Annotated in this window: 29 protein-coding genes; 7 read left to right on the top strand and 22 right to left on the bottom strand. The window is 33.1% G+C overall.

The features are described 5' to 3' along the window. The first annotated feature begins 1 nt into the window (after position 1). Positions 2 to 361: a hypothetical protein gene (locus FN795_RS15710; RefSeq protein ID WP_142451472.1), complete on the top strand. Its 360-nt coding sequence runs from the start codon at positions 2 to 4 to the stop codon at positions 359 to 361. A gap of 9 nt (positions 362 to 370) precedes the next feature. Here the strand turns inward: FN795_RS15710 and FN795_RS15715 are convergent, their stop codons facing one another. Next, a complete protein-coding gene (locus tag FN795_RS15715; RefSeq protein WP_142451473.1) occupies positions 371 to 916 on the bottom strand; it encodes a CvpA family protein in 546 nt (181 codons plus the stop codon). Between the two features lie 243 nt (positions 917 to 1,159). Between FN795_RS15715 and FN795_RS15720 the strand changes: the two genes are divergently transcribed. The 3 genes from FN795_RS15720 to FN795_RS15730 all read left to right on the top strand — a co-directional run bounded on the left by FN795_RS15720 (position 1,160) and on the right by FN795_RS15730 (position 3,145). Then, positions 1,160 to 1,516 carry a hypothetical protein gene (locus FN795_RS15720; RefSeq protein ID WP_142451474.1) on the top strand — a complete coding sequence of 119 codons (357 nt, stop codon included), beginning with the start codon at positions 1,160 to 1,162 and terminating at the stop codon, positions 1,514 to 1,516. A 123-nt stretch (positions 1,517 to 1,639) separates the two neighbouring features. Continuing rightward, positions 1,640 to 2,659 (top strand): phenylalanine--tRNA ligase subunit alpha, encoded by a 1,020-nt coding sequence (pheS, locus tag FN795_RS15725; protein WP_142451475.1) that lies wholly within the window; start codon positions 1,640 to 1,642, stop codon positions 2,657 to 2,659. A gap of 78 nt (positions 2,660 to 2,737) precedes the next feature. Beyond that, positions 2,738 to 3,145, top strand: coding sequence for a hypothetical protein (locus tag FN795_RS15730; protein ID WP_142451476.1), 408 nt, complete (start codon positions 2,738 to 2,740; stop codon positions 3,143 to 3,145). Positions 3,146 to 3,286: 141 nt separating this feature from the next. On the opposite strand, the gene FN795_RS15735 is transcribed toward FN795_RS15730, so the two are convergent. From FN795_RS15735 to FN795_RS15745, 3 genes are all read right to left on the bottom strand, one after another. Then, on the bottom strand, positions 3,287 to 4,282 hold the full coding sequence (locus FN795_RS15735; protein WP_142451477.1) for an NAD(P)H-dependent glycerol-3-phosphate dehydrogenase: 996 nt from the start codon (positions 4,280 to 4,282) through the stop codon (positions 3,287 to 3,289). Positions 4,283 to 4,580: 298 nt separating this feature from the next. After that, complete coding sequence (locus tag FN795_RS15740; protein WP_142451478.1) at positions 4,581 to 5,738, bottom strand: iron-containing alcohol dehydrogenase; 1,158 nt, start codon at positions 5,736 to 5,738, stop codon at positions 4,581 to 4,583. 174 nt (positions 5,739 to 5,912) lie between these two features. After that, positions 5,913 to 6,674 carry a type 1 glutamine amidotransferase domain-containing protein gene (locus FN795_RS15745; protein ID WP_167498089.1) on the bottom strand — a complete coding sequence of 254 codons (762 nt, stop codon included), beginning with the start codon at positions 6,672 to 6,674 and terminating at the stop codon, positions 5,913 to 5,915. 86 nt (positions 6,675 to 6,760) lie between these two features. Here FN795_RS15745 and FN795_RS15750 point away from each other — a divergent pair, with 86 nt between their 5' ends. Both FN795_RS15750 and FN795_RS15755 read left to right on the top strand, forming a co-directional pair. Next, entirely contained in the window at positions 6,761 to 7,666 is a 906-nt protein-coding gene (locus tag FN795_RS15750; protein WP_142451479.1) for a LysR family transcriptional regulator, read from the top strand. 138 nt (positions 7,667 to 7,804) lie between these two features. Beyond that, on the top strand, positions 7,805 to 8,146 hold the full coding sequence (locus FN795_RS15755) for a PKD domain-containing protein (protein ID WP_244289991.1): 342 nt from the start codon (positions 7,805 to 7,807) through the stop codon (positions 8,144 to 8,146). Positions 8,147 to 8,198: 52 nt separating this feature from the next. On the opposite strand, the gene nadD is transcribed toward FN795_RS15755, so the two are convergent. The 5 genes from nadD to FN795_RS15780 form a co-directional block, all read right to left on the bottom strand. Beyond that, positions 8,199 to 8,780 (bottom strand): nicotinate (nicotinamide) nucleotide adenylyltransferase, encoded by a 582-nt coding sequence (gene nadD / locus FN795_RS15760; RefSeq protein ID WP_142451481.1) that lies wholly within the window; start codon positions 8,778 to 8,780, stop codon positions 8,199 to 8,201. Positions 8,781 to 8,812: 32 nt separating this feature from the next. After that, entirely contained in the window at positions 8,813 to 9,178 is a 366-nt protein-coding gene (locus FN795_RS15765; protein WP_142451482.1) for a four helix bundle protein, read from the bottom strand. Positions 9,179 to 9,204: 26 nt separating this feature from the next. Beyond that, positions 9,205 to 9,780, bottom strand: coding sequence for a guanylate kinase (gene gmk, locus FN795_RS15770; protein WP_142451483.1), 576 nt, complete (start codon positions 9,778 to 9,780; stop codon positions 9,205 to 9,207). 130 nt (positions 9,781 to 9,910) lie between these two features. Further along, entirely contained in the window at positions 9,911 to 10,771 is an 861-nt protein-coding gene (locus FN795_RS15775) for a YicC/YloC family endoribonuclease (RefSeq protein WP_142451484.1), read from the bottom strand. 93 nt (positions 10,772 to 10,864) lie between these two features. Further along, entirely contained in the window at positions 10,865 to 11,212 is a 348-nt protein-coding gene (locus FN795_RS15780) for an arsenate reductase family protein (protein ID WP_035652999.1), read from the bottom strand. Positions 11,213 to 11,291: 79 nt separating this feature from the next. Here FN795_RS15780 and FN795_RS15785 point away from each other — a divergent pair, with 79 nt between their 5' ends. After that, the gene (locus tag FN795_RS15785) at positions 11,292 to 11,747 is read left to right on the top strand and encodes a DinB family protein (protein WP_142451485.1); all 456 of its coding nucleotides are present in this window, start codon (positions 11,292 to 11,294) and stop codon (positions 11,745 to 11,747) included. Between the two features lie 34 nt (positions 11,748 to 11,781). On the opposite strand, the gene FN795_RS15790 is transcribed toward FN795_RS15785, so the two are convergent. From FN795_RS15790 to FN795_RS15850, 13 genes are all read right to left on the bottom strand, one after another. Then, a complete protein-coding gene (locus FN795_RS15790; protein ID WP_142451486.1) occupies positions 11,782 to 12,264 on the bottom strand; it encodes a septal ring lytic transglycosylase RlpA family protein in 483 nt (160 codons plus the stop codon). Positions 12,265 to 12,346: 82 nt separating this feature from the next. Beyond that, the gene (locus tag FN795_RS15795; protein ID WP_035653017.1) at positions 12,347 to 12,769 is read right to left on the bottom strand and encodes a hypothetical protein; all 423 of its coding nucleotides are present in this window, start codon (positions 12,767 to 12,769) and stop codon (positions 12,347 to 12,349) included. A 105-nt stretch (positions 12,770 to 12,874) separates the two neighbouring features. Then, positions 12,875 to 15,715, bottom strand: a complete 2,841-nt coding sequence (locus FN795_RS15800; RefSeq protein ID WP_142451487.1) for a TonB-dependent receptor — start codon at positions 15,713 to 15,715, stop codon at positions 12,875 to 12,877. A 312-nt stretch (positions 15,716 to 16,027) separates the two neighbouring features. After that, positions 16,028 to 17,671: a glucose-6-phosphate isomerase gene (gene pgi / locus FN795_RS15805; protein ID WP_142451488.1), complete on the bottom strand. Its 1,644-nt coding sequence runs from the start codon at positions 17,669 to 17,671 to the stop codon at positions 16,028 to 16,030. A 130-nt stretch (positions 17,672 to 17,801) separates the two neighbouring features. Then, positions 17,802 to 18,572 carry a hypothetical protein gene (locus FN795_RS15810; RefSeq protein ID WP_142451489.1) on the bottom strand — a complete coding sequence of 257 codons (771 nt, stop codon included), beginning with the start codon at positions 18,570 to 18,572 and terminating at the stop codon, positions 17,802 to 17,804. A 27-nt stretch (positions 18,573 to 18,599) separates the two neighbouring features. Next, positions 18,600 to 19,256 carry a hypothetical protein gene (locus tag FN795_RS15815; protein WP_142451490.1) on the bottom strand — a complete coding sequence of 219 codons (657 nt, stop codon included), beginning with the start codon at positions 19,254 to 19,256 and terminating at the stop codon, positions 18,600 to 18,602. Between the two features lie 45 nt (positions 19,257 to 19,301). After that, positions 19,302 to 19,730 (bottom strand): hypothetical protein, encoded by a 429-nt coding sequence (locus FN795_RS15820; RefSeq protein ID WP_142451491.1) that lies wholly within the window; start codon positions 19,728 to 19,730, stop codon positions 19,302 to 19,304. 8 nt (positions 19,731 to 19,738) lie between these two features. Beyond that, positions 19,739 to 20,359 carry a hypothetical protein gene (locus tag FN795_RS15825; protein ID WP_142451492.1) on the bottom strand — a complete coding sequence of 207 codons (621 nt, stop codon included), beginning with the start codon at positions 20,357 to 20,359 and terminating at the stop codon, positions 19,739 to 19,741. A 37-nt stretch (positions 20,360 to 20,396) separates the two neighbouring features. Continuing rightward, positions 20,397 to 21,617: a M23 family metallopeptidase gene (locus tag FN795_RS15830; RefSeq protein ID WP_142451493.1), complete on the bottom strand. Its 1,221-nt coding sequence runs from the start codon at positions 21,615 to 21,617 to the stop codon at positions 20,397 to 20,399. Between the two features lie 33 nt (positions 21,618 to 21,650). Continuing rightward, the gene (locus FN795_RS15835) at positions 21,651 to 22,583 is read right to left on the bottom strand and encodes a tryptophan 2,3-dioxygenase family protein (RefSeq protein WP_142451494.1); all 933 of its coding nucleotides are present in this window, start codon (positions 22,581 to 22,583) and stop codon (positions 21,651 to 21,653) included. After that, positions 22,583 to 23,353: a DUF3108 domain-containing protein gene (locus tag FN795_RS15840; protein WP_142451495.1), complete on the bottom strand. Its 771-nt coding sequence runs from the start codon at positions 23,351 to 23,353 to the stop codon at positions 22,583 to 22,585. Before FN795_RS15840 ends, FN795_RS15835 begins: the two co-directional genes overlap by 1 nt. Positions 23,354 to 23,646: 293 nt before the next feature. Then, complete coding sequence (hppD, locus tag FN795_RS15845; RefSeq protein WP_142451496.1) at positions 23,647 to 24,807, bottom strand: 4-hydroxyphenylpyruvate dioxygenase; 1,161 nt, start codon at positions 24,805 to 24,807, stop codon at positions 23,647 to 23,649. 167 nt (positions 24,808 to 24,974) lie between these two features. Then, positions 24,975 to 26,132, bottom strand: coding sequence for a homogentisate 1,2-dioxygenase (locus FN795_RS15850; protein WP_142451497.1), 1,158 nt, complete (start codon positions 26,130 to 26,132; stop codon positions 24,975 to 24,977). Positions 26,133 to 26,187: the final 55 nt, after the last annotated feature.

Here is a 26,187-nt window from a genome sequence, read left to right on the forward strand (position 1 = left end):
GATGGCCCTAGATCTTAACCGAATTTCAATTGACAGTTATTCAGCGCTTACTCCTGAAGATTTAACAAATGCCAGAGCTCAAAATCAGATTCTTGAAGACCGTTTAGGAAATGCAAGAATTGGCCGCTTTTTAGAAGATACAAAACTGAGAAGACATTTGACTTATATCTTCTCGTTTATTATTTTTTTGTGGCTGGCTTCGGTAATTTCGATTTTATATTTTAATGGAAATTTGCTGCATCTTAATCTTTCAGAAAACGTTTTGATTACTTTACTCACCACTTCAAGTGTCAATGTAATTGGGATGATGCTTATTATCTTGAAGAACTTGTTTCCAAAACCAATTACTGATTCAGAATAAAATTTAAAACTATTCTTTTTCAGTTTTCGAGCTTTCTTCCGATTTTTTCGTTTGCTCTTTTTTGAAACTTTCGTACCATTTTTCGATTGAAGGATATACAAAAGCCGCAACCTTTTTCACCGGATTGTAAAAAAAAGATTTGTCTAAAGTTTCTTGTTTGGCAAAAGTATTGTTGAAGTTTATTTTTTCGAATAAAGCAATGAAAATACTCAGAATCAAAATGGTTTTTAAAACTCTGAAAAATCCGCCACCCAGTTTATTCATCCAGCCCAACATAGCGAAATCAGCTATTCCGGTTAATATTTTGGCTAAAAAGTAAACACCAATTACAACCAAAATAAAAGTTAGGATAAAAGCAGTAATTTGAATATTTGTTGGATTCCAGGAAACGTGCTTTGAAATCATTCCGGTTAATAATGATGAAAATTTAATCGCCAGATAAATTCCTAATAACAAAGAAATAAAAGAAGCAACTTCTACAAAAAGGCCATTTTTTATGCCTTTGTATAAACTATAACATAAAAGTGCTCCTACTATAATATCAAAAAAACTCATATTTTGGTTTGGTGTTTAATGAGGCGCAAAGATATATTTTTTTTGAGGTTCATAGGTTCAATGAAACAAAGGTTCAGAGGTTTTTTATAGTGCTTTTTTGGTATGTGTTTATTTTTTTAGGTGCAATGTAGTGAACTATGTATCTTTGCAATTCAAATTTAGAGTTCAGATTGCGATTCTGCCCCCTCAGAATAGATTTTTAATCAGCAATCTAAAATCTACAATCTAAAATCATAAATCAAAATGTCTAGAGATACACAACTTAAAGAGCGATGGGAAAAGCTCGTTGATATACTTTCAAATCAATTTTCGCAAGGCGAAGATCTGGATTTGGATGCCATAATTTACCTTATTGGAGTTCAGGAATTCGGGAAAATACACCGCGAATTCAAAAAAGATGAAAAACTGAACTTAATGCACATCGCCATATGCCGATTATTGGAACCTTACGGATTTTACGAATTCGAATACTTTGATGAAGACGGATGGCCACATTACAAAGTAAAAGAGCAATTACCACCATTGAAAGCCGGCGAACAATCGGTTTTGATGAAAGAAGCTATTGTAAGTTATTTTTTAGAAAGAAACCTTATCGAGTAGTTTTTAGCTACAGAGATAGTCGTAGGTTTATAGAATTATTGATTTGAAAACTGAAAACTGTGACTGTGACTAGACACTTTAAACTAAAAACACTAAATTTGTATTCTCAAGAACCGAAGGAAAATGATAGATAAGATAAAAGTACATATAGAGGAAGCAAAAGCCTTTAATGAGAAAAATAAAGAATCTTTAGAGCAATTCCGAATTAAATATTTAGGAAGTAAAGGGTTATTAAAAGAACTTTTTACTGAGTTTAAAAATATTCCAAATGATCAGAAAAAAGATTTTGGACAAGTAATCAATACTTTAAAAGCTGTTGCTGAAGAAAAAGTTAGAGTTATTCAGGAAGAGCTTGAAAGCAAAGAAGAAATTAAAGGTGCTTTTGGTGATTTGACTCGTGCTGCTGAGCCAGTAATTGTAGGATCTCGTCACCCAATTTCGATTGTTAAAAATCAGATTATAGATATTTTTGCTAATATTGGATTCAATGTTTCTGAAGGTCCGGAAATTGAAGACGACTGGCATAACTTTACTGCTTTGAACTTGCCAGAATATCATCCTGCGCGTGATATGCAGGACACATTTTTCATTCAGACAAATCCTGATGTGCTGTTGCGTACGCATACATCATCTGTTCAGGTTCGTTATATGGAAAACCACAAACCGCCAATCCGTACGATTTCGCCAGGACGTGTTTTCCGTAATGAAGCAATTTCATCTCGTTCACATTGTATTTTCCATCAAGTGGAAGGTTTGTATATTGACAAAGATGTTTCTTTCGCCGATTTGAAGCAAACGTTACTTTATTTTACAAAAGAAATGTTCGGAAAATCAAAGATTCGTCTTCGTCCATCATATTTTCCATTTACAGAACCAAGCGCTGAAATAGATATTTATTGGGGATTAAAAACCGAAACAGATTACAGAATCACAAAAGGAACTGGTTGGTTGGAAATTGGAGGTTGCGGAATGGTAGATCCAAACGTTCTTAAAAACTGCGATATCAATCCAGATGAATACAACGGATTTGCTTTCGGAATGGGAGTAGAGCGTATTGCAATGCTTTTATACCAAATTGGCGATATCAGAATGTTTTATGAAAACGATGTTCGTTTCTTAGAGCAGTTTAAATCAAATATTTAAAAAATAAGTTACTAGTGAATAGTGATTAGTGAAGAGCTTTCTTTCTAATCACTATTTACTTTTTACTATTCACTAAAAATGAAAAAAGATATAATAATTCCAGAAGTCGAAAACGTATTTCTTGCAGCAGTGCAGGAGTGGAGTGACGATTTTATGGAAAAAGTATGGTACGCTTATTTAGTAAACGATAGCGACTTTAATTTAGACAGCGTAATGGTAGTTTCAAAAGCATTTGGAACTATTGATGGTGAAATGAAAAAAACTTCGATTCTGCGTCATGCATTTGTTGAAGTTCCTTCGGTTTCTGTTGTTAAAATCGAAATGATTGAGAAAAGCCTTTTGGTTTTGAATAATGAATTCATGGTGACTTTCTTCATTGGAAATACTTTATACGACAAGAAATTCATCTTTAAATCGAACCTAATCAACGAAAATAATACGGAAGAAGTGCCGATTTTGTTTGTTGAAGGGGTTATGGTGAAGTAAAGAAGCAAGAAGCAAGAAGAAAGACTTGTTCTATTACAAATAAAAAAGAGCCAAACTGAATTTCAGTCTTGGCTCTTTCTCTTTATTCTATTTCGATGAAGTTTTTCTTCTTGTTTCTTTCTTCTTGTTTCTCTAAAAAAATTAATCCAAAGACTCGGTTAATTTTCTAAATACAGATTTTGCGTCTTTTCCTTCGTATAAAACAGCATAAACAGCGTTTATAATAGGCGTTTTTGCACCGTAACCCTGATTTAGTTTATAAGCACTTTTTGTTGCGTAATAACCTTCGGCAACCATGCTCATTTCCATCATAGCGCTTTTTACAGTATATCCTTTTCCAATCATATTTCCGAACATTCTATTTCTTGAGAAAACAGAATATCCAGTAACCAATAAATCGCCCAAATAAGCCGAATCATTGATGTTACGTTTCATTTTATGTACTTTTCTGATGAATTTCTTCATTTCACGAATCGCATTACTCATTAAAACCGACTGGAAGTTGTCGCCATAACCTAAACCATGCGCAATTCCGGCAGCAATAGAATAAATGTTTTTCAGCATCGCTGCATATTCAGTTCCGATAATGTCGTCTGAAATTTTAGCTTTTATATAATTTCCAGAAAGTGACTTGGCAACATTACAGGCTTTTTCAGGATCACCACAAGCAATTGTCAAATACGAAAGTCTTTCTAGTGCTACTTCCTCTGCGTGACAAGGACCTGTAATAACGCCAATATTGTAATATGGAATATCATATTGAATATGGAAATGTTCTCCTACAATTAAGCTTGTTTCAGGAACGATTCCTTTAATTGCCGAGAAAATAATTTTGTCTGACAAAGAAACCGTCATGTTTTTCATTTCGGCATCTAAAAAGGCAGATGGGATAGCGAAGATTAAATAATCGGCATATTCAATTGCTTCGTTGATATTGTTGGTTAATTTAAGTTTTTTAGTGTCAAACTCTACTGAACTTAAATAGTTTGGATTGTGTTTGTATTTTTCAATGTGCTCGATTGCAGCATCGTTGCGCATGTACCATGCAATCTCAGATTGATTTACGCATAACATTTTTGCAATTGCAGTTGCCCAGCTTCCTCCACCAATTACTGCAAACTTTAAATTTTCGCTCATTATTTTAATAATTTAAAACAAAAGTACTTAATAATGTAGTAATAATACAAAATCTGATTTAAGAAATTTGAAAAACCCCTTTAAATACCACGGTTTTTCAAGTGGTTAGAAAAAAAATAAAAAAATATTTTGCATTGTACACAATAAAATAATAAACCTTACGTTGTAAGTGATTATAAATTAAAATTTTAATGAGTTTAATAAAAATTGAGTTAGTTAGTTTTGTTTTAGTATTGTGAAAAGGCGTTCCTAAAGTTATTTTAAGAACGCCTTTTCTGATTTAATTAATTTTGAAAGTTTAATAACTCAATTCTACAATTGATTTTACTTTTTCTAAAGTTACCAATTGATTTTCGCCTAAACCTTTCCAGCCTCTTTCATCAAAACGATTTACAATAAAATCGGCTGTATTTGAATATTCAGTTGTGTATTGCGAAAGTTTGGTATCCATTCCCATTGTATGGAAAAATTCAACGGTTTTGTTGATGGCTTCTTTTGCCACTTCGTCATCAGAACCCGTTAAATTGAAAATGCGTCTTCCGTATTGAGCTAGTTTTCCTTTTTTAGTTTCAAACATTACTGTGTACAAACTTGGACCAATAATTGCCAAAGTTCTTGCGTGGTCAATTTCGTATAAAGCAGTCAATTCGTGACCAATCATATGTGTTGCCCAATCGCTTGGAACACCTTTTTGAATTAATCCGTTTAAAGCCATTGTACAGCTCCACATAAAGTTAGAAGCCAAAGTATAATCTGTTGGATTTTTGACTACTCCGGGACCAACTTGAATTAAAGTCTGCAAAATTCCTTCTGCAATTCTGTCCTGAAGAAAAGCGTCATGCGGATATGTCAAGTATTGTTCCATAACATGTGTAAACGCATCTACAACACCATTTTCGATTTGTCTTTTTGGTAAAGAAGAAATTACAGTTGGATCACAAATGGAGAATTGAGGGAATAAAGCGCTTCCGCCAGAAGCTAATTTTTCCTGAGTTGCTTCAATAGTTACCACATAACCCGAATTCATTTCGCTTCCTGTTGCCGGAAGTGTCAAAATGGTTCCAAAAGGCACTGCGTTTTCTTTAATTAAAATTCTTTTTTGAAGAATATCAATCGGATTTCCTTGGAAATTAACAGCACCAGAAATAAATTTCACTCCATCGATCACAGATCCACCGCCAACAGCAAGAATAAAATCGATTTTTTCTGTTTTTATTACATCAACAGCTTTCATTAAAGTTTCAAATCGTGGATTTGGTTCGATTCCGCCAAATTCTACAATTTCAAAACCTTTTAGATTTTGGATTACCTGATCGTAAATTCCGTTTTTAAAGATACTTCCGCCGCCATAAGCCAATAATATTTTAGCATTTTTTGGAACTAAAGTCGAAAGTTTTTCTATTTGTCCTTTTCCGAAAATTAAATTCGTCGGATTATATAATTCAAAGTTTAGCATTTTTTTTAAGGTTCTAAGATGCTAAGGTTCTAAGGGACTAAGTTTTTTACTTAGTGTCCTCAGAATCTTAGTATCGGGTTATTATTCTTTGTAATTATTATTAAATACTAAATTCTTAAGTGGCTACGATTAAAAAAAACTTAGAATCTTAGTCGCTCAGAACCTTAGTACCTTTTATTTTAATTTTTTCAACAATTTTCCGGCAACCAATTTAGACGAAGCTGGATTTTGTCCTGTGATTAAAAGTCCATCTTCAACCGCGTATGGTTGCCAGTTTGGGCCTTTTGAAAAAATTCCGCCATTTGATGCTAAAGCATCTTCTAATAAAAACGGAACTACTTTTGTCAATCCAACTGCTTCTTCCTCTTCATTAGTAAAACCAGTTATTTTCTTTCCTTTTACTAAATATTGACCATCAACTTTTACGTTTTTCAAAACGGCAGGCGCGTGACAAACAAAAGCAACTGGCTTTTTATGATTGTAAAATGATTCAATTAAAGTGATCGAATTTCTGTCTTCAACTAAATCCCAAAGCGGACCGTGACCTCCTGGGTAAAAAACCGCATCGTAATCTTTTTGATTTACTGTCGAAAGTTTTAACGTATGTTTTAATTTTTCTTGTAAAACTTTATCTGCATCAAAACGTTTTGTGTCCTCAGTTGCTGAAGCTGGATCAGAGCTTTTTGGATCAATTGGTGGTTGTCCTCCAAGCGGAGATGCAATTGTGATTTCAACTCCCTGATCTAATAATTCATAATAAGGTGCGGCTAGTTCCTCTGACCAGAATCCTGTTTTTTCTCCTGTGTTGCCCAGTTTATCATTACTGGTCACAACAAATAATACTTTTTTCATACCTTTTTTATTTGATTTTTGTGCCAATGCAGAAATGCTTGTGGCTGTAATTGCAATTATTGCGAGTAGTGCTATTTTTTTCATAAGATTAAATTTTTTGACAAATTTACGTCTTAAGTGATATCAGTAAAAATAAAATAAACTATGTTTGTTATAAATAAATTTATGTCATGGTCAATTTAGAATGGTACAGAACATTTAAGGCAGTCTATAAAAACGGAAATTTTTCGGTTGCCGCAAAAGAGTTATTTATGAGCCAGCCTGCCGTTAGTCAGCAAATTTCTATGCTTGAAGCGCATGTTGGGAATAAATTATTTGTTCGAAAGTCAAAAGGCGTAGAACCAACGGAATACGCTAAGTTACTGAATAATTTGATAATAGATGCGTTGGACAGGCTCGAAAGTGTCGAAACCGGTTTCAGGGCAAAGGCAGAAGATGCAAACCGATTAATTTCGATTGGAATTTCAAAACATCTTTTTGACTGTGTTGGAGCTCTTTTAATTTCAAAATTTGATTTGATCGATTTTACTTTTGCAGAAAATGATGAGCTATTTGATTTAGTAAATTCTAAAAAACTTGATTTTGCGATTACAACAAAACGATTTGACACATTTGATACGGTTTACGAAATTGTTGGTAAAATAAAACTGATATTGGTTGCACCGTCAAGTTTAGATATAACCGAATTTCGTCAAAGATTAAAAACAGACAATTTTGCCGAAATTGAACAATGGCTGAATGCTCAGAAATGGTACAGTCATGATGCCCGTATTCCTCACATAAAATTATTTTGGCTTCATGCTTTTAATAAAAAAAGGCCATCGATGATTCCTAATTATATTATTCCTTCAGAATCAGAAATGCTTAGACTTTTGTCTAAAAATGAGGGTATAGCCGCAACGTGGAATTGTAATGCGAGAAATTATATTAAAGAAAATAAATTGCAATTGGTTTGGAACAGTTTTCATGTGCCAGAAGAATTTGTGTATTTATTAGCTCCAAAAAACAATAGTGTAAAGTCGATTTTTGAAGTTATTGAGAAAGAACTTAAATTGTTTTTTGGGAATAGGTTATAGTTTGATAATGTGTGTTTTATGTTTTTTTTTGTTATTCATAAAACATATGAAAATTCTGCTGTTTTGTTTTGATTTTGTTTTGTAAAAAGATAAATTTGAGAGATGAACCACTAAAAATTTTCAATTATGAAAAAGATTTTGACAATTTCAGTGTTTGCTTTAGTGTTTTTTATTTCTAATTCCTGTAGTAAAGCAGAAGAATCTATCGTAGATTGTGCTTTCGAAACTGCTAATTCAAAAATACATAATTCTACAGATGCCACTAATCCTAAATTAATGAATTATTCAATTGAATATACCGGGTCTGGAACTTTACAAAATGTGACATGGACATTTGGGGATGGAAGTACAGGGACTGGTGCCGTCGTTACTCATACTTATGCTGCTGCTGGGACCTATGAAGCGGTAGCAACTGTTACGGTTAAAAAAGATGGTTCAGAATGTGGTACAACTAAAAAGCGAACTGTTACAGTGAATTAATGCTAAAGCATAAAAATAAATATGGCCTGATTTTTTTTAAATCAGGCCATATTTATTTTTTATAAAAATTATTGTGGTCAATATATTCCCAAACTTTTGGAGGAAGTAAAGGCTGAATATTTTTTCCTTCTTTAATGTTGTTTCTAATAAAAGTCGAGGAAATTTCTACAATAGGCGCATCAATTACATGAATTTTCGGATGTGATTTTAATTCGGTGTTTTCAGGTTCATCAGAAATTCTTGGATACACATAAATATCATGATTTTCAAGAATTACTTCATAATTTCTCCATTTATGAAACGTTTTCAGATTGTCTTCACCCATAATTAATGAAAACTCATGATTTGGATATTTTTCCTGTAAATGAGCGAGCGTGATTACGGTATAACTCGGCTGAGGCAATTTAAACTCAATATCCGATGGTTTTATCTTTGGATAATCTTCTGTTGCCAGAAAAACCATTTGCAAGCGTTGTTGATCGTCTAATAAAGTCGTTTTCTTTTTTAACGGATTATGTGGTGTAACGACCATCCAAATCTGATCTAAATCTGCAAACTCAGCCATATGATTGGCAATTATCAAATGACCAACATGGATGGGATTATATGTTCCGAAATAAAGACCTATTTTCATAGTTATAGTAACTAGTAATTAGTGAAGCGTGATTAGTCTTTTAGCGTTTTTGAAAAAGCATTAATCATTTTTGATTCTTCTTCAATTTGATTTAGTATTTCTTTATAAAGAGTTTGATTGGTTATGAAACCAAGGTCATTTGCAATTAGTAATTGCGTCTCAATTTCAAATAATGAACCTCTTGATATGTTTAGAAAATGACTAAAAGATTTATCTGTATTGCGGCCATAACCCTCCGCTATGTTTGATGGAATTGAAACGGATGCTCTTTTTAACTGACTTGTTAAAGCGTATAATTCTTCTTGAGGAAATGATTTTACTAACTGATAAATTAGAGAAACGATTTTAATTCCTTTTTGCCAAACTAATAAATCTTTATATGATTTTATATTGCTCATTTTTTAAGCTAATGACTATTTACTAATTACTTTTTAGAAACGAAGTCTTTCACCAACTGATAAGCTTCTTCCTTAGCAGTATCTAAATCGTAGTTTTTAATAATAGTATCAAATTGAGGCGCTGTTGCTAATTCAACAGAAGCTTTAGCAATTCGCATATTGATTTTGTCATCACTCTCTGTTGATCTTTGTTTTAAGCGGCGTTTAAGTTCGTCAACACTTGGAGGTTTTACAAAAACAGCTAAAGTTTGTTCTGGAAATTTATGTTTGATACGAAGACCGCCGGCAACATCAATATCAAAAATCACATTTTTTCCTAAAGCCCAGATTCTTTCGATTTCGGCTTTCAAAGTTCCATAGAAATTATCTCGGTAAACTTCTTCCCATTCCAGGAATTCTTCTGCTTTAATGTGTTTTTTGAATTGTTCCAGCGAAATAAAATAATAATCTTTTCCGTGTTCTTCTTCTCCGCGTGGGTCGCGTGAAGCCGCTGAGATTGAAAATTCTAAGTTTAAATCTTCTTTCCCTAGTAAATGTTTTACTATAGTTGTTTTTCCTGATCCTGAAGGTGCTGAAAAAACAATTAATTTTCCTTTGTTCATTGTGTATGCTTTAGGCTTTAAGCAATACGCTTTAAGCTTTTATTTATGCTTTAAGCTTTAAGGCGGTAAGCCTTAGGCTTTATTTTAATGTCGTTTTAGCTTATAGCGTATTGCTTAAAGCTTAAAGCGCTTATAAAACGTTCAATACTTGCTCTTTAATCTTCTCCAATTCATCTTTCATCATCACAACCAATTTCTGCATTTGAGCATGATTCGATTTTGAACCCATTGTATTGATTTCACGCCCCATTTCCTGAGTGATGAAACCAAGTTTGCGCCCGTTAGCTTCAGTTCCGTTTAAAGTTTCAAGGAAATAGTCCAAATGATTCGTTAAACGCACTTTTTCTTCAGTAATATCTAATTTTTCTAAATAGTAGATTAATTCCTGTTCAAAACGATTTTCATCGACATTTACTTGTAATTCTGAAATAGCAGTTTGCAGACGGTCTTTGATAGCTTGTACACGTTCCGGATCAAGTGCTAAGGCGTCATCCATATATTGACGAATATTTCCAATTCGTAAGTTGAATTCCTTTTCAAGAGATGCTCCTTCGTCTTTTCTAAAACTTAAAATGTTCTGGAGTGCTTCGTCAATTGTAACCTGAATTTGTTCCCAATCATTTTCGTCAATTTCCTCACGTTCTGTTTTTAATGTATCTGGCATACGAACAGCCATTTTCATCAATTCTGTCACGTCAGCATCAGGATAAACTTCTTGCAATTGCGCGATATAATTTTTTACGACAGGAACATTTACTTTAGTTGAAGTTTGTTCAGCGGTACTTTCAATATAAATACCGAAATCTATTTTACCTCTTTCAAGTTTGGTCGAAATCAAAGTTCTTAAACCTAATTCCATTTCGCGATAAAGCGACGGCATTCGCACGTTTAGATCAAGACCTTTGCTGTTTAGAGATTTTACTTCAACCGTAATTTTTTTTGTAGGCAATTGCAAAGAAGCTTTGCCAAACCCTGTCATAGATTGTATCATATAATTGAGTATAAAGGCGCAAAGATAATTAAAAGTTTGCTGCTTTGTGTTCTAAATTGTTAATCAGTTTCGTACAGGAAGGTTTTTATTTTCTTACGATAATGCTTTGATAACTTCAGCAACATTTTTTTGGCTGTTGCCAATGTAAATTTTGCCGTCAATTATAAAAACCGGACGACTTAAAAAAGTGTAATGTTCCAGAATATATTTTTTAAAATCAGCTTCCGTTAGATTTTTGTTTTTTAAATCCATTGATTTGTACAATTGTGCTTTCTTGCTAAATAAAAGTTCATAGCTTCCAGAGAGTTTGTACATTTCTTCAAGTTCCGTTTCCGTAATCGGATTTTGTCTGATGTCTTGAAAAACCAAATTGTTTTCCGGCAAGCTTTTGATGATTTTGCGACAAGTATCGCAAGAAGCTAAGTAATATATTTTGTTCATTTTTTGTGAATTTTGTTAGAATGCAAAGAAAATCCATTTAAAGCTTAAAATTGATTAATTTTAGAAAAAAAATATAATTATGAACTCAGTTTTTGAAGTACACAAAACCATTAGAGAAAATCTTTTGAAGGTTTTAGACAATCATTCATTAGAGCAATTAAATAAAATTCCGGAGGGATTTAGTAATAATCTGATTTGGAATATTGCACATTGTGTGTCATCACAGCAAGTTTTGGTTTATAAATTGTCAGGTTTGCCAACATTTGTTTCTGAAGAATTTATTGCGAAGTACAAAAAAGGCACAAAACCCGAAGGTGACGTTTCGCAAGCCGAAGTTGATGAAATCAGGAATTTGCTTTCGGCTACTTTAACGCAAACAGAAAAAGATTTTGAAGCAAATATTTTTGTTAGTTACAATGAATATTTAACCAGCATGGGATTTACATTACGCAATGTTGAAGATGCTTTGAATTTTAATAATTATCACGAAGGCATTCACACCGGAATTGTGTGGAGCATTAGAAAATTTGTTTAAACGAAAAAATCCTGCATTAAGCAGGATTTTTTATTTATTCTATAATAGTTTCAATTGTTACTTTCATAGCACCCGCACCTTTACTTTTTGTAATCTCCATAAAAGCTCTTTTTGAAAGATCTATTTCACGGGTTTTTACAAAAGGACCACGATCGGTGATTTTTACAATTACAAACTTTCCATTGGCTTCGTTTGTTACTTTAACACGTGTCCCGAAAGGAAGTTTTTTGTGTGCGGCTGTATATTTGCTATTATTAAAACGGCTTCCATCAGCGGTTTTTTTACCATTAAAACGATCTGCATAGTAGGAGGCATGAGCGTTTTTTTTGTAGGTTTTCAATTTTAATCCTTTGTCCGTAAAAACGGAGTCTGTTGGCAGTGGAATTAAATTTGGTTTTGTCAGGGTGTCTTGGGCCTTTGGCTCAATTACTGGCTTGGTTTGGCTTATAACGTAGGTAAAACAACTTATAAAAGCTGCCGTAAGCATTGTGAGTATATAGTTTTTCTTATTTCTCATGGGTTATTTTTTTCAGACTTGGGGAGTTTGTACAAATAATATGCCATTATAAAAAAAGTCCTACAAATTTAGGACTTTTTTATTAGAACCAAAGGTTCCATGGAATTCTGCTTAAAATAAGCAATAAACCTAAACCATAAAAAATAGCAAACGTCTTAAACTTTGCTTCGCTATTGATTAGTTTTTTATGTTTAGACCATCCGATAGTAATCAGAATGATAGCTATAATATTGATAAGAGGGTGTTCAAGTGATGTAAGTCTAAGTTCAGCATTAGACATTTGCCCGAAAGCTGCTTTCCCTAAAGGAGATACAAAGTAAAGAATAAGACCAATCAATAATTGTGTGTGAGTTCCAATTAAGGCAAATAACGAAATTTTGCGGTCTTTGGCAGTAAATTCTTTTTTAGAATTGAGGCCAATTAGCGCATTCACGACAGCAACTAAAAGAAGCAATAATGCTAAGTAAGCCCAGCCCGAGTGAAGTTCTTTTAAAAAATGATCCATAAATTATGTTTTTTGTTTTAAACAAATATAGAAAAAAAGGCCATAAAAAAAACGGCATTAAACTAAAAGTCAATGCCGTTTTATTATTTATTAAGATTCTAAATTTTAGAAATCGTAACGTAATTGGAAGTTCCAAGTTCTTCCGAATCCGAAGAATACTTGGTTAGCATCAGCTACTCCTTTGTACAATCTGTTATTAGAAGCGTAAGTTCCTAAAGCTGGATTTGTTGAACTTACATTGTCATCAGCGAAAATGTTTGTTCTTGATTCAGCGATATACGTTTTATCAAATACGTTGTTGATGTTTAATCTGAAGTTTACAGATTTATCTTTGTTTTGACCAACTAACATTTTGTATGACCAACCAGCATCAACTAAACCGTAAGCAGGTAATTGTAATGAACCTTTGTTTGTTGGAGAAGCAAAGTTAATTGGACTAATTCCAGCATATAAATTGTCATTGTAGTTGTAGTTAGCATCTAAAAAGAATCTTGTTAAAACTTCGTAAGAAGCTCCTAAAGATGCTGTCATTTGAGCTGCATCACCAACTTTTACTCCATCCATGTAGATTTGAGTTGCAGAATATCCAGGAACTGGGCTGTTGTCAGCTGTATAGTAAGCATTTACAGTAGCGTTTCCTTTATATTCCCAGATTCCATAAGAGAACATACCAGTAATTCTTAATTTGTCTGTGATGTTTGAACTACCTTCGAATTCAAATCCTGAGTGAACCTCGTTAAGACCTACGTATTCTGTATAAGTAGTGTTAGCTGCAAGACCAGGAACTGTGTTAGCTGGAAGAGCATTACCTCTTAAGTATCTGTCATCCCAGTTTGTGTTATAAAGGTTTACGTTTGCAGTAAAATATTTAGAACGGAATCCGTAACCTGCTTCAAATCCTAAGATTTTCTCGTTAGTTAAGTTAGGGTTAACTGTAGATCTGTTGTTAGGGTAAACTGAGTTAAAGAAAGGTTGTTTTGAGTAGTAACCAGCATTAACGAATACATTGTGTTTTTCGTTGATGTTGTAGTTAGCACCTCCTTTTACGTTTCCACCTAATACATTTTCGTAAGGAGTAGATCTTAATGGATCTCCAGATTTGTATACGAAATCATCTTCTCTTTTGTATCCTTGTTGAGAAACAGCTCCTTGAATAAATGCACTTAAGTTATCTTTAGAGTACTCTAATTGAGTAAATAAACCGTACCATTTTACGTTACCAGTACTATTGAAAGAGATTTTCTCATAGTTTTTCTTATCAAAAACGTTCCATTGAACAGTTGTTGGGTAAGTAGTTGTAAGGTGTCTTCCGTTTGGTTTTAAATCAGCGATAAAATTATCGAAATATTCTCCACCACCTAATAAATCATTTACAACTGTATAGTGATATCCTCTGTAAGTTCTTCCGTCAAAACCAAAATCTAAAGTTAAAGTATTAGATAGTTTTTTGTTTAAGTTGATTACAGCACCATACCAGTCATGAGAGTTGATAGATGAAGTTTGAGAAATACCTGATGTATTTGTATTTGTCTGTGCGTTCCAATCAGCGTTTGATCCACTGAAGAATGAACTGTTTTGGTAAACTCCACCAATTTTTGTTCTTGTTTGAGGACCTGTAAGGCCTCCAATTGTAACAGTTTGTCCAGAGTTGTAAGCGTAGATTTTATCATAATCGATTAAACCGTCAGCTCTTCTGAAAGCCAATACGTCATTGTATGCTTTTCCTTTAATACCTCCAGTTGCACTAGCTCCAGCACCACGTCCCCAAGAAGCGTACAATACAGTAGAAAGTTTTGTAGTCTCGTTGATTGCATAATCCCAGTTAAGAGATGCAATTGGTTTATGGTAGTAGTTTTTTCTGATGTTGTATTCTTCACCATTCAAGTATCCTGTATCAGCATTGTATCTTGTGTTTGGATCTTCTTTAGTTCCATACTGTTGGTAAGTTGCAATAGTAGATGCAGTAGATCTTTGGTTGTGCCATTGTGGAGCACCAGTTACTGTTAACTGAACATCATGTTTGTTGTTTTTAGTTGTATATCCTAAAGCAACAAAATAGTTTGACCCTTCAAATTGAGTACCTTGGATATATCCGTCTCCCATTGTTTGAGATAATAATACAGAAGCAGAAAGTCCGTTGCTTAATTTCCCTGTACTGTATGAACCTTGAATTTTGAAGTTTCTAGCGTTTCCAAATCCAGAAGAGAAAGATCCTCCTTCTTTTTTGTCAGAAGTTCTTGTGATAACGTTGATTGTACCTCCTACAGAAGGTGTAGCAAGTTTAGAAGCTCCTAAACCTCTTTGAACTTGGATTACAGAAGCAACATCTGATAAACCAGCCCAGTTACTCCAGAAAACAGAACCATTTTCCATGTCGTTAACTGGCATACCGTTGATCATAACCGCAATGTTGTTTTGGTTGAAACCACGAATGTTAACTCTAGCGTCTCCAAAACCACCACCTGATTTAGTTGCATAAACTGAAGGAGTGTTTTTTAAGATCTCTGGAAACTCTTGAGTTCCAAGTTTTTGTTGAATTTCAGCTGCTTTAATTGTAGACACAGCAACCGGAGTTTTTCTGTCTTTAGCAACGTCAATTACTGTACTTTTTACGACTATCTCACTTAATTCGTTTGAGTTAGATGCTAAAGTAATCTCACCTAAGTTTGTAGTTGAGCCATTTGATACTGTAAATTTTACAGTTTTGTTGTCATAACCGATAAAAGAGACAACAATCTCTCCTGAACCCGTTGTTGAATTAATGGTAAATTTACCATCAAAATCTGTTGAAGTAGCTGTAGATGATCCTTTGATCGCTACGTTTGCTCCTGGTAATGAACCGCCCGTTGCGTCGGTAATTGTACCAGTAACTTTTCCTTGAGAAAATACGGTTGAAACTATCATAAAAAATAGTCCAGTAAGTAACCAATTTTTCATTTTCTTCATTTGTTATTTAGTTTATTGTTTTTGGCAAAATTATAACAATAAAATCAGATAATGTTATCAAAATGTTAAGAAAAATTAGTTTTACGTTTTCTGTTGCGCATTAAAATGATTTTTTCTTTTTTCATTAAATTAAATAACGTTTTTGTAGATTTTATCTATTATATTTTGTTAAAATGATAATAATTTCAACAGCGCTGTAGCAGTAAACTTTCAAATAGCACCTTTTTAGAGGGTGTAATGTTATTTTTTGTATGAAAAAACGCCTTAATTTTAAGTAAATTAAGGCGTTTCAGTTTGTTGTAAATTTGTGATTTATTTATTCTTCAAAAAGTGATTTAGTAAAAATGTTGTCGAGCTGTCGTGAGTCTTAACAGTTTTAGAATTTATTTCATCCAGAATTGAATTTGCCAATTGTTTTCCTAATTCAACGCCCCATTGATCAAAACTGAAAATGTTCCAGATAATTCCCTGAACGAAAATTTTGTGTTCATATAATGCAATCAACGAACCTAAACTTTTTGGTGTTAACTTTTCAATCAAAATTGTGTTCGTTGGTTTGTTTCCTGTGAAAACTTTAAATGGCAATAAGTAAGATGCTTTTTCTGCAGAAAGTCCTTGTTTGTCAAATTCTGCTTGAACTTGTGCCGGAGTTTTTCCATTCATTAAAGCTTCTGTCTGAGCGAAAAAGTTTGACATTAATTTATCGTGATGATCTTCGTTTCCGTAAAGTGGTTTTACAAATCCGATGAAATCAGTTGGAATTCTTTTTGTTCCTTGGTGAATTAATTGGAAAAATGCATGTTGCGAGTTTGTTCCTGGCTCTCCCCAGATAATTGTTCCAGTTTGGTAGTTCACAGGTTTTCCGTCACGACCAACACTTTTTCCATTACTTTCCATAGTTGCCTGTTGTAAATACGGAGCCAATTTGGATAAATATTGTGTGTATGGAATCAAAGCTTCACTTTCGGCACCATAAAAATTATTGTACCAAACGCTTAATAAAGCTAAAATTACCGGAATGTTTTCGTCAAATTCTGCTGATTTGAAATGGTTATCCATATCATGAGCTCCAACTAATAATTGGTTGTAATTATCAAAGCCAATTGCCAATGCAATACTCAATCCAACAGCGCTCCAAAGAGAAAATCTTCCTCCAACCCAGTCCCACATCGGGAAAACGTTGTCTGGATTAATTCCGAATTCTGTTACTTTCTGGATATTTGTAGAAACTGCAACGAAATGTTTTGCTATATCTTCCTGAGAAGCCGATTTCAAAAACCATTCTTTAATAGTTTCAGAATTTGAAAGTGTTTCCTGAGTGGTAAAAGTTTTAGAAACAATTAAAAATAATGTCGTTTCAGGATTTAATTTTTTGATTATTTCGTTTACGTGATCGCCGTCAACATTAGAAACGAAATGTAAATTCAAATGATTTTTGTAGAATTGCAAAGCTTCAACCGCCATAACTGGGCCAAGATCTGAACCTCCAATTCCAATATTCACAACGTCTGTAAAAGCTTTTCCTGTAAAACCTTTTCTTTCTCCAGAAATTACTTCGTTTGTGAAATTTTTGATTTTATTTTTTACTTCGTAAACTTCCGGAATTACATTTTCTCCGTCAACATTAATTACTGCCGATTCCGGAGCACGTAGAGCCGTATGCAAAACAGCGCGATTTTCAGTTTTGTTGATTAATTCTCCTCCAAAATAATCAGCAATTGCGTTTTTTAATCCAATAGAATTTGCCAATTCTAATAAAAGAGCAATAGTTTCCTGACTGATATTGTTTTTAGAATAATCTACTAAAAAGTCATTCCATTGTAAGTTGAATTTTTCAGCGCGTGCATTATCTTGCTGAAATAATTCTTGTATCGTAGTTTCGTGAATTGCGTTATAGTGGTTTTGCAGATTTTTCCACGCCTCAGTCCCAGTTGGGTTTGTTGTGTTTAAAGCCATTTGTATTTTATTATGTGGTTTGTTTTTTTAGAAACACAAAAATACTGAAATAACTTTTAAAAGGGTAACGGTTCACGATTATATAACAATTAGTTACGAAAACGTTTTATTGAATATCAAGGCTTAGATTCTAATCTATTCTAATGTTTTTCCATTCTGTAACTAGCTTGTCGTCTATAGTGATGTCACTAATCACAAAATATTTAAGATGATTTTTTGAAGTCTTTTTAAAGAGTTTTTTAAAATCTTTGTCAATTGTGTATTTTTCGTTTAAAACAAAAGAGAATGATTTTATTTTTTTCCACTTGTTGGTTTTTAAGCTGTATATGGTAATTGCTTTATATCGGCTTGCACAGGAAGAATAGTACTCAGCAATTTCGCTTTTTCCGTCTTCGTTAATATCTCCAATATTTATGATACTTGTTGGGTGGCAACAATTGGAATCAGTACTAATTCTAGGAATACTGTTATCTGTGAAATAATAAGAATCACCTTCTTCGCAATAATTCAATGCATGTAAAACAAATACTGAGTCTGCTTTTTTATCACCATTTAAATCTCCTAGATTATTAAAGCCTTCATTGTAAAATTCATTAAAGAGTTTTTTTTGAAGCCTAATAGGATCACATTCTTTCTTTTTCCCTTCAGCATCGTACTTTGAAATATCTAGTTTGAATTTTCTTTTAAGAATGAAATTATTGATAAATTCAATGTCATTTGATAAAACAGAATCTTTTGACGTGCCTTTTTTTATAGCTTTTAATTGTTCATCAAAAGAAAGTTTTTTTGGTGATTTTGATTTAGAGCTTACAGCGTGAGAATCTATTTTTGGCAAAGTTTCTTTTCCTTTTTCGCAAGATACAAGACTAAAGAGAATTACGAATAAAATAAATGTTCGCATAAACGGATGTTGTTTTTTTGAAAGAAATTAATTGGTAGTGAGGATTTTGATTAAAAGTGCTAAAGGAAAAATTATCGTTCCAAGAATAAAAATAGTTTTTCCGTGTTTTCGATCGTCCTCATTATATGAATAAATACGTTCGCCGTTTGGTAATGTTTTTTTAGAAGTCCAAAGAAGATATCCAATAATGATTCCAAGGAAACCACCTAAAAGAGAAAATATATAACCAACAGTAATCCAGGATTTTTGAGGTTCTTCTGGTTTTGCTAAAATTTGCAAACGCTCTTTTTTTAAGGAAGCAAGTACTTCTGAATCGATATTTTTACCTCGTTCAATTAAGAGTTTTTGAGCCAATTTATAATCAAAAACATTCCATTCGTCTGATTTTAAAAGAACATCGTACAATTCTTCATCTGAAAAACTTAGAAGGTAATGATCTTTGTCAACTTCATTTAGAATGTTTTCAGTGTCTTTTTCCAAAATAGCTTCGGCTTTTGCAAAATCAGCTGGGTCAATTTTTATTTCGTATTGATTTTGTAAAGTACTTCCTGAAAAAGTGATATCAACTGGAGCAATATTATCGGCTAAAACAGATTTAATATTATTTCTGTCCAATAATATTTCAAGTTCTTTGGCTTGGATGCGTGTTGGGAAATTCTTAAAAGCGATAAAATGTTCAGTCATTATTTGGGGTTGGTTTTTAATGTTTTTTATTTTATTCTTAAAAGTTTAATTTTCACAGAAGCAAAAGATTTCATGTGTAGATTTCTTTCTTGCAATATCATACCTATCGGTTTTTATGATTTCAAAATCGGTGTTATTTATTTCATTATAATCTGGGAACCAATTTGGTTTTAGTTCGTCGTATTTTTTTATTTTTTGTTGAAATGAAAATAGAGGAACTTTTGTACTGTTCAAGAATAAGGAATCGTAAGTCTTATTATTAGAGTAGTTGAATTTTACAAAGTTGCAAGAGCCAAGGTGAGAACCGCTTTTTAGATTGTAAGAATCCGATTTGATGATATTCGGGAACCAACCAGTTAATCTCAAATTAGTTTCTGTTTTATAATCATTATAGGTGTCAAAACTAATTTCAAACGGTTTATTTTGACATGAAATAAAAGCAATGAGGAGGGAATATTTTAGCAGTTTTTTCATAAATCAGATTACCAAACCTTCCACCAAGGTTTTTTATTTACTTCAATAGTTTTCTTTTCGGTATCAATTTCAATTCTTTTTGGCGATTCCATTTTAATTTTAGAATCATCAAAAAACAGTTCTCCAATTTCATTCATTCCTATTGGAGATTTGGTTCTTTCCTTCCAATTTTCGGTTTGTAATTCTGGAATTAAAGCAATATTTATTTTGTCACTGAATTTTTTTCTTGCTTTTTCTATAATTTCTTCTTCCAGATTTGAAGATGAATTTTTAAAAAGAGTTAGCGAATTGTCTGGAATATTTAAAAGAAAAACTTGAGTTTTGTCTCCGATTTTCTGAATATCCAAAACTTTAAAATAAGCAATTGTGTCCAAAAGAAAGTGACCAATTTTTGCGGAATCAGGATTAAATTTTGATAAATCTTTGGGATGTGCACTAGCAATTAAATATCTGAAATTTCCAGAAAGGCCTCCACCAAGAGAAGTCATGTCAGTAAAACCTTTTTCTTGAATTATTTGTCCGACTTTATAATTCGAAATTAAGTTTTCAGAAAGATTGGTGTCTCTGTAAAATAGCTTTAAACCTGAAAAAGTTTCACTATAAATTGCTTTAAGCCGAGCGTTTTTCATGTTTTGCTATTTTTTTGAATTGAGTTTTTAGTAAAAATTAAAGATTCCCTATACTATCCAATTCTCTTTTCAAAGGTTCGATTTGTTTTGCAAAACGTGTTTTATCATTTCCTGTGAGAGACTCTCCAGTTGGTAAATTCAAACGAAGCGCATCAACCTGTACGCCATTTTTCCAGAAACGGTAACAAACGTGTGGTCCTGAAGCTAAACCGGTGCTTCCTACTAATCCAATAGTTTGTCCTTGTGTAACGCGTTGTCCGCGACGAACCAAGATTTTAGACATATGTAAATATTGAGTAGAGTAGGTTCCGTTGTGTTTTACTTTTACAAAGTTTCCGTTTCCTGCAGTATATCCTGTTGCTTCAACAACTCCAGATGCAGTCGTAGAAATTGGAGTTCCTGTTGGAGCGGCATAATCTGTTCCTTTGTGCGCTTTCCAGGTATGCTGCACAGGATGAAATCTGTTCATTGTAAATCTTGAAGTGATTCGGCTGAATTTGATTGGAGTTTTTAGAAAGAAATTTTTAAGTGTTCTTCCTTGATCGTCATAATATTCGATTTTTCCTGAAAGCGTATCTTTTTCAAAAGGGAATGCATAAACGATTTTTCCTTTATATTCAAAAAAGGCAGCTTCAAGTTCTTCAACTCCGTCGTATGTTTTTCCGTTGATAAATCTTTCGGTGAAAATTAATCCGTAGCGATCACCTTTTTTAAGTTTGAAGAAGTCAATCGACCATGAAAAGACTTTTGTAATTCTGCTGGCAAGTGCTGTTTCGACACTTTCATTTCCTAAAGTTTCTGAAAGAGAACTTTTTAAAACACCACCAATAATTTTTCTTTTTAAGGTTACAGGTTTTATTTTTTTATAAGCTTTTGCAATACTGTCTCTTAAGTCAATAACATAATACGTTAGTGCATCTGGCTGATAAATAAATACCTGAAGATTGTTGGTTTTGTTTTTTGAACGAAGCAATGTAAAAGGTTTGCCATAACGAATTGTTCTAACGTTAAAAGAGTCTTTAACTTGCTCCACTATGTCGAATACTTTTTTATCACCAATATTCTGACTTTGAAAAATGGATCCAAAAGAATCTCCTTTTGAAAAGGTATCATTAACTACATTATAGTCTGCGTAATTAAACCCGAATTCTATTTTTTTGGTTTTAGGTTTGGTAATTTTGTTTTCAACTATTTCCTCTTTTTTATTACATGAGAAAACAGAAAACAAGACTATTAAAATTACGACTGCTCTTTTCAAACTTTTTAAATTTTTCTGGGAAACTAAAATATTCTATTCATTTCCCCAATTGGACAATTCTTCTTCGGTCCACAATTTAGGAAAAAAGATGCGTCTTTGGTATTTTGGATGCATATATTTTTGCCAGTCACTTCCTCCGGTCGCTTCTCCGTTGCCTTTTCCGCTTTCCAAAATATATTTTCTTGCAGTATTAAGATGCTGCATTACCCAGGTAATATTTACCGTTTTGTCATAATGGCGCATTGCGGCAATTAGTTCCGTATTTTGTTGATCTTCAATAGGAAGCTGTGTGAATTTTTGCCAAATATTTTTCGTTTTGAACGATGACATTTGTCTTAAAAACTGCTCTTTGTATTTTTTCTCAAACTCGTTAAGCAAGTATGATTTTTCTCCAGTTTGATAATCTTTTCCAGCTGCTTGCCAATACAAATGTTCGAAACTGGTTTCTAAATCGGTGTTTTCGTCAAAGTTGGCTTTGTATCTTCTGTCAGTTAAATTGATAACATCAGTCGATGCAAATTCGATCATTCTATATTGTGCGCTCTGAAAACCACTTGCTGGAGTAAGCGTATTTCTGAATTTCATATATTGATCGACGTCCATTCCGTTTTCCATAATACTGAACGAATTGGTAAGCATGTCAAAATAACGTGTGATTCTTGAAAGTCTTTCGCTGAAAAAATCAACCTGAATATTTTCTGTTTCAGCAATTTGGTCAATTTCCCACAAAATCATTTTAAAGATTAATTCGTTGACTTGATGGTACATAATGAAAACCATTTCATCAGGAAGTGTGGTACGTTGTATTTGTAAATTTAAAAGAGCGTCGGTTTGAATATAATCCCAATATGTAATTGGTTTTGACCAAAGCAATCCTTCTAACTGAACATCAGTTTTTTGATTTATAGCTTGGAATTTTTGATCAATTTCTTTTAAAATTGATTCTGAATGATCAGTAAGGTTCATTATTTTTTTGCTTTAAATGGATTTTTTAATCCTTTATATTCATCAAGATCTGCTTTGAGTGATCCAACAGCAAGATCTGCTTTAATTCTAATAGGAACTTTGTTGTCGTCGTCTGTAATCCAGAGTGTTAAACTTTCTTCTTCTTTGAAAACCCTTCCTTTCTGTACAGATGGTCTAAAAACCATCGTAGAAACGGTGCCAAATTTAGTTGTAATATCTTGACGACCTATATATTTTAACTTAAATTTTGTGATTTCGTCATCAAAAAACATGTCAATTATAATGGCTTCTCCTGATTTTAATTTATCAATATTTGGATGATTTCTTAAGTAGTAAAATGAAGAAACAATATCTTGTACATTATCAGTAGTTACAATGGTTTTTTCAGATTTTCGCTTGTAATCTTTTACCAAAACTCTGTTTTCTGCCTGATTAAAAAAACCTTCCTGATTTTTGGTATAACCGCCTTCATCAATTTTTCTCACATAACGATATGGGCTTCCGGTTTCTCTATCAAAATAGCTTTCGTATAAATCTTCAACTTTAAAGAAAAATTTAGACATGCCAGTTGTGTAACCTTTACCCACGGCATGAAAAACTTTTTTATTATTTATTGTTGCGTCTTTAATTTCGAGTGTAGCATATCCGGCGTTTATAATTCCGTAGTGAATTCTGAACTTAAAGAACTCTCCTGTGTCGAAAGCGTCTTCTTTTTGTGTATCAAAACTAAAGGCTGTGAGGATGAATATAGTGAGGATTAATTTTTTCATAGTACTGTTTTACAAATATTTATGAGGATAATTGCAAATTCTATTCCAAATGTACCAAAACAAAAAAACTCAGTCAAGTAATGACTGAGTTTTTATGCTATTAACTAACCAAAAAACTATAAATTATGAAATTTATATCAATCCAAAAGGAAACCACCCCTTTTGTTTTGCGAGTGCAAAGATAGATAGAAAGTTCAAAAAAGAAATAGCAAAAGGTAAGTTTAACATAACATTTGCATAAAAACCAACGTTTTACCGAGAATTTTTCTGCATAATGTAAAAAATCAGTGTTTTTATAATGTTCCTCTCAATTCTTGCTCTCTTTCAATCGACTCGAAAAGGGCTTTAAAGTTCCCTGCGCCGAATCCTTTTGCACCCATTCTTTGGATAATTTCGAAAAACAATGTTGGTCTGTCCTGAACAGGCTTCGTAAAAATTTGTAATAAGTAGCCATCTTCATCGGCATCAACCATGATAGCTAACTTTTCAATTTCATTAATATCTTCTTTCATCATATCCATATGAACGCCCAATCTTTCTGGGATTGCTTGGTAATATGTATGTGGTGGAGCTGATAAAAATTCAACACCACGAGCTCTTAATTGTGATACTGTTTTAATGATGTCATCTGTAGCAATGGCGATGTGCTGAATTCCAGGCCCGCCATAAAAATCTAAATATTCTTCAATTTGAGATTTTTTCTTTCCTTCTGCTGGTTCATTGATTGGGAATTTAATTCTTCCGTTTCCATTAGACATTACTTTACTCATCAAAGCAGAATATTCTGTGGTAATTTGTTTGTCATCAAAAGATAAGAAATTCACGAATCCCATAACGTCTTCGTAGAATTTTACCCAAGTATTCATTTCGTTCCAACCAACATTTCCAACCATGTGGTCAATATATTTTAATCCCGTTGGTTCTGGATTGTAATCTGATTTCCATTCTTTATAACCTGGTAAGAAAACCCCATTATAGTTTTTTCTTTCTACGAAAATATGAACGGTTTCTCCGTAAGTGTAAATTCCTGAACGGATTACTTGGCCAAATTCATCTTCTTCAACAGTTGGTTCCATAAAAGAACGAGCGCCACGTTTCATTGTTTCTTCGTAAGATTTTGTGGCATCTTCAACCCAAAGCGCTGCAACTTTTACTCCGTCACCATGTTTTTTCAAATGTTCGTTGATTGGAGAATCAGCTGTTAAAGGCGTAGTCAAAACAATTCTGATTTTGTCTTGTTTCAAAACATAGGATGCTCTGTCTTTTACACCAGTTTCTAATCCGGCATAAGCCAATGACTGGTATCCGAAAGCAGTTTTATAATAATGTGCAGATTGTTTTGCATTTCCAACATAGAATTCTACATAATCTGTTCCTAATAATGGAAGGAAATCTTGTGCTCCTTCAAAGATTTTTTCTAATCCGTATTCGACTGATTTAACTTCTTTTGACATGATGTTTATTTGTTTAATCGGTTAATCGTTTAATTGATTTTCCGAAATGTTGCTTTAAGATTTTTTTTCTAACCGCAAAGGGCGCAAAGATTTTACGCAAGGTTCGCAAAGTAATCATAGCGTTCTTTGCGTAAAATCTTTGCGACCTTTGCGGTTAAGTAGTTTAACTATTCCGTCCAGGATTTATAGTACTGACCATCATCTAATCCCATAGCTTCTTCCGTAACCATAAGTGGTCTGAAAGTATCAACCATAACGGCTAATTCCTGAGTTTCTTTGTGACCAATACTGCGTTCCATTGCACCCGGTGCCGGACCGTGCGGAATTCCTTTTGGATGTAAAGTGATATGACCTTGCTCAATATTATTACGGCTCATAAAATCACCATCAACATAATATAGAACTTCGTCAGAATCAATATTGCTGTGGTTGTATGGAGCCGGAATTGCTTTCGGATGATAATCGTAAAGTCTTGGGCAGAATGAACAAACGACAAAAGTTGCCGTTTCAAAAGTTTGATGTACCGGAGGCGGTTGGTGAACACGTCCCGTTATAGGTTCGAAATTGTGAATTGAAAATCCGTATGGGAAATTATATCCGTCCCAACCCACAACGTCAAAAGGGTGTGTAGCATAAACCACTTCGTGTAGCATGCCTTCTTTTTTGATTTTAATTAAAAAATCACCTTTTTCGTCGTGTGTTTCCAATTCATTTGGCAAAATAAAATCACGCTCGCAAAATGGAGAATGCTCTAAATGTTGACCTGATTGGTTTTTATATCGTTTAGGTGTATAAAATGGAGAATATGATTCTACATAAAATAGACGATTGTCTTCTGTTTCAAAATCAATTTGATAAATAATACCACGCGGAATAATCAAATAGTCACCATATTCGAAAGGAATATTTCCTAACATGGTTCTTAATTTTCCTTTTCCTCTATGGATGAAAAGCATTTCATCGGCATCGGCATTTTTGTAGAAATAATTTCGAAGCGATTTTTTTGGAGCTGCCAAACCAATGATACAGTCTTTGTTGACTAACATTGCTTTTCGGCTATCCAAAAAGTCATTTTCAGGTTTTAATTCAAAACCTTTAAATAGAAGTGATTTTATGTTTTTTCCGATTGCAATTTTTGGTTCAACCGAATAAGAATTTAAAATTTCTTTTACCTGAGTTGGTCTGTGAACATGGTATGACAAAGACGAATGTCCGTGAAAACCTTCTGTTCCAAATAATTGTTCGTAATAAAAACCCCCGTTTGGTTTTTCGAATTGGGTGTGTCTCTTTTGAGGAAAATCTCCAAGTTTATGATATAATGGCATGGCTTTTTCAATTAGATAATTTGTGAATTAGATAATTAGAAAATGTGAATTGCAG

This window comes from Flavobacterium resistens (assembly GCF_900182645.1).
Classification (GTDB): Bacteria; Bacteroidota; Bacteroidia; order Flavobacteriales; family Flavobacteriaceae; genus Flavobacterium; species Flavobacterium resistens.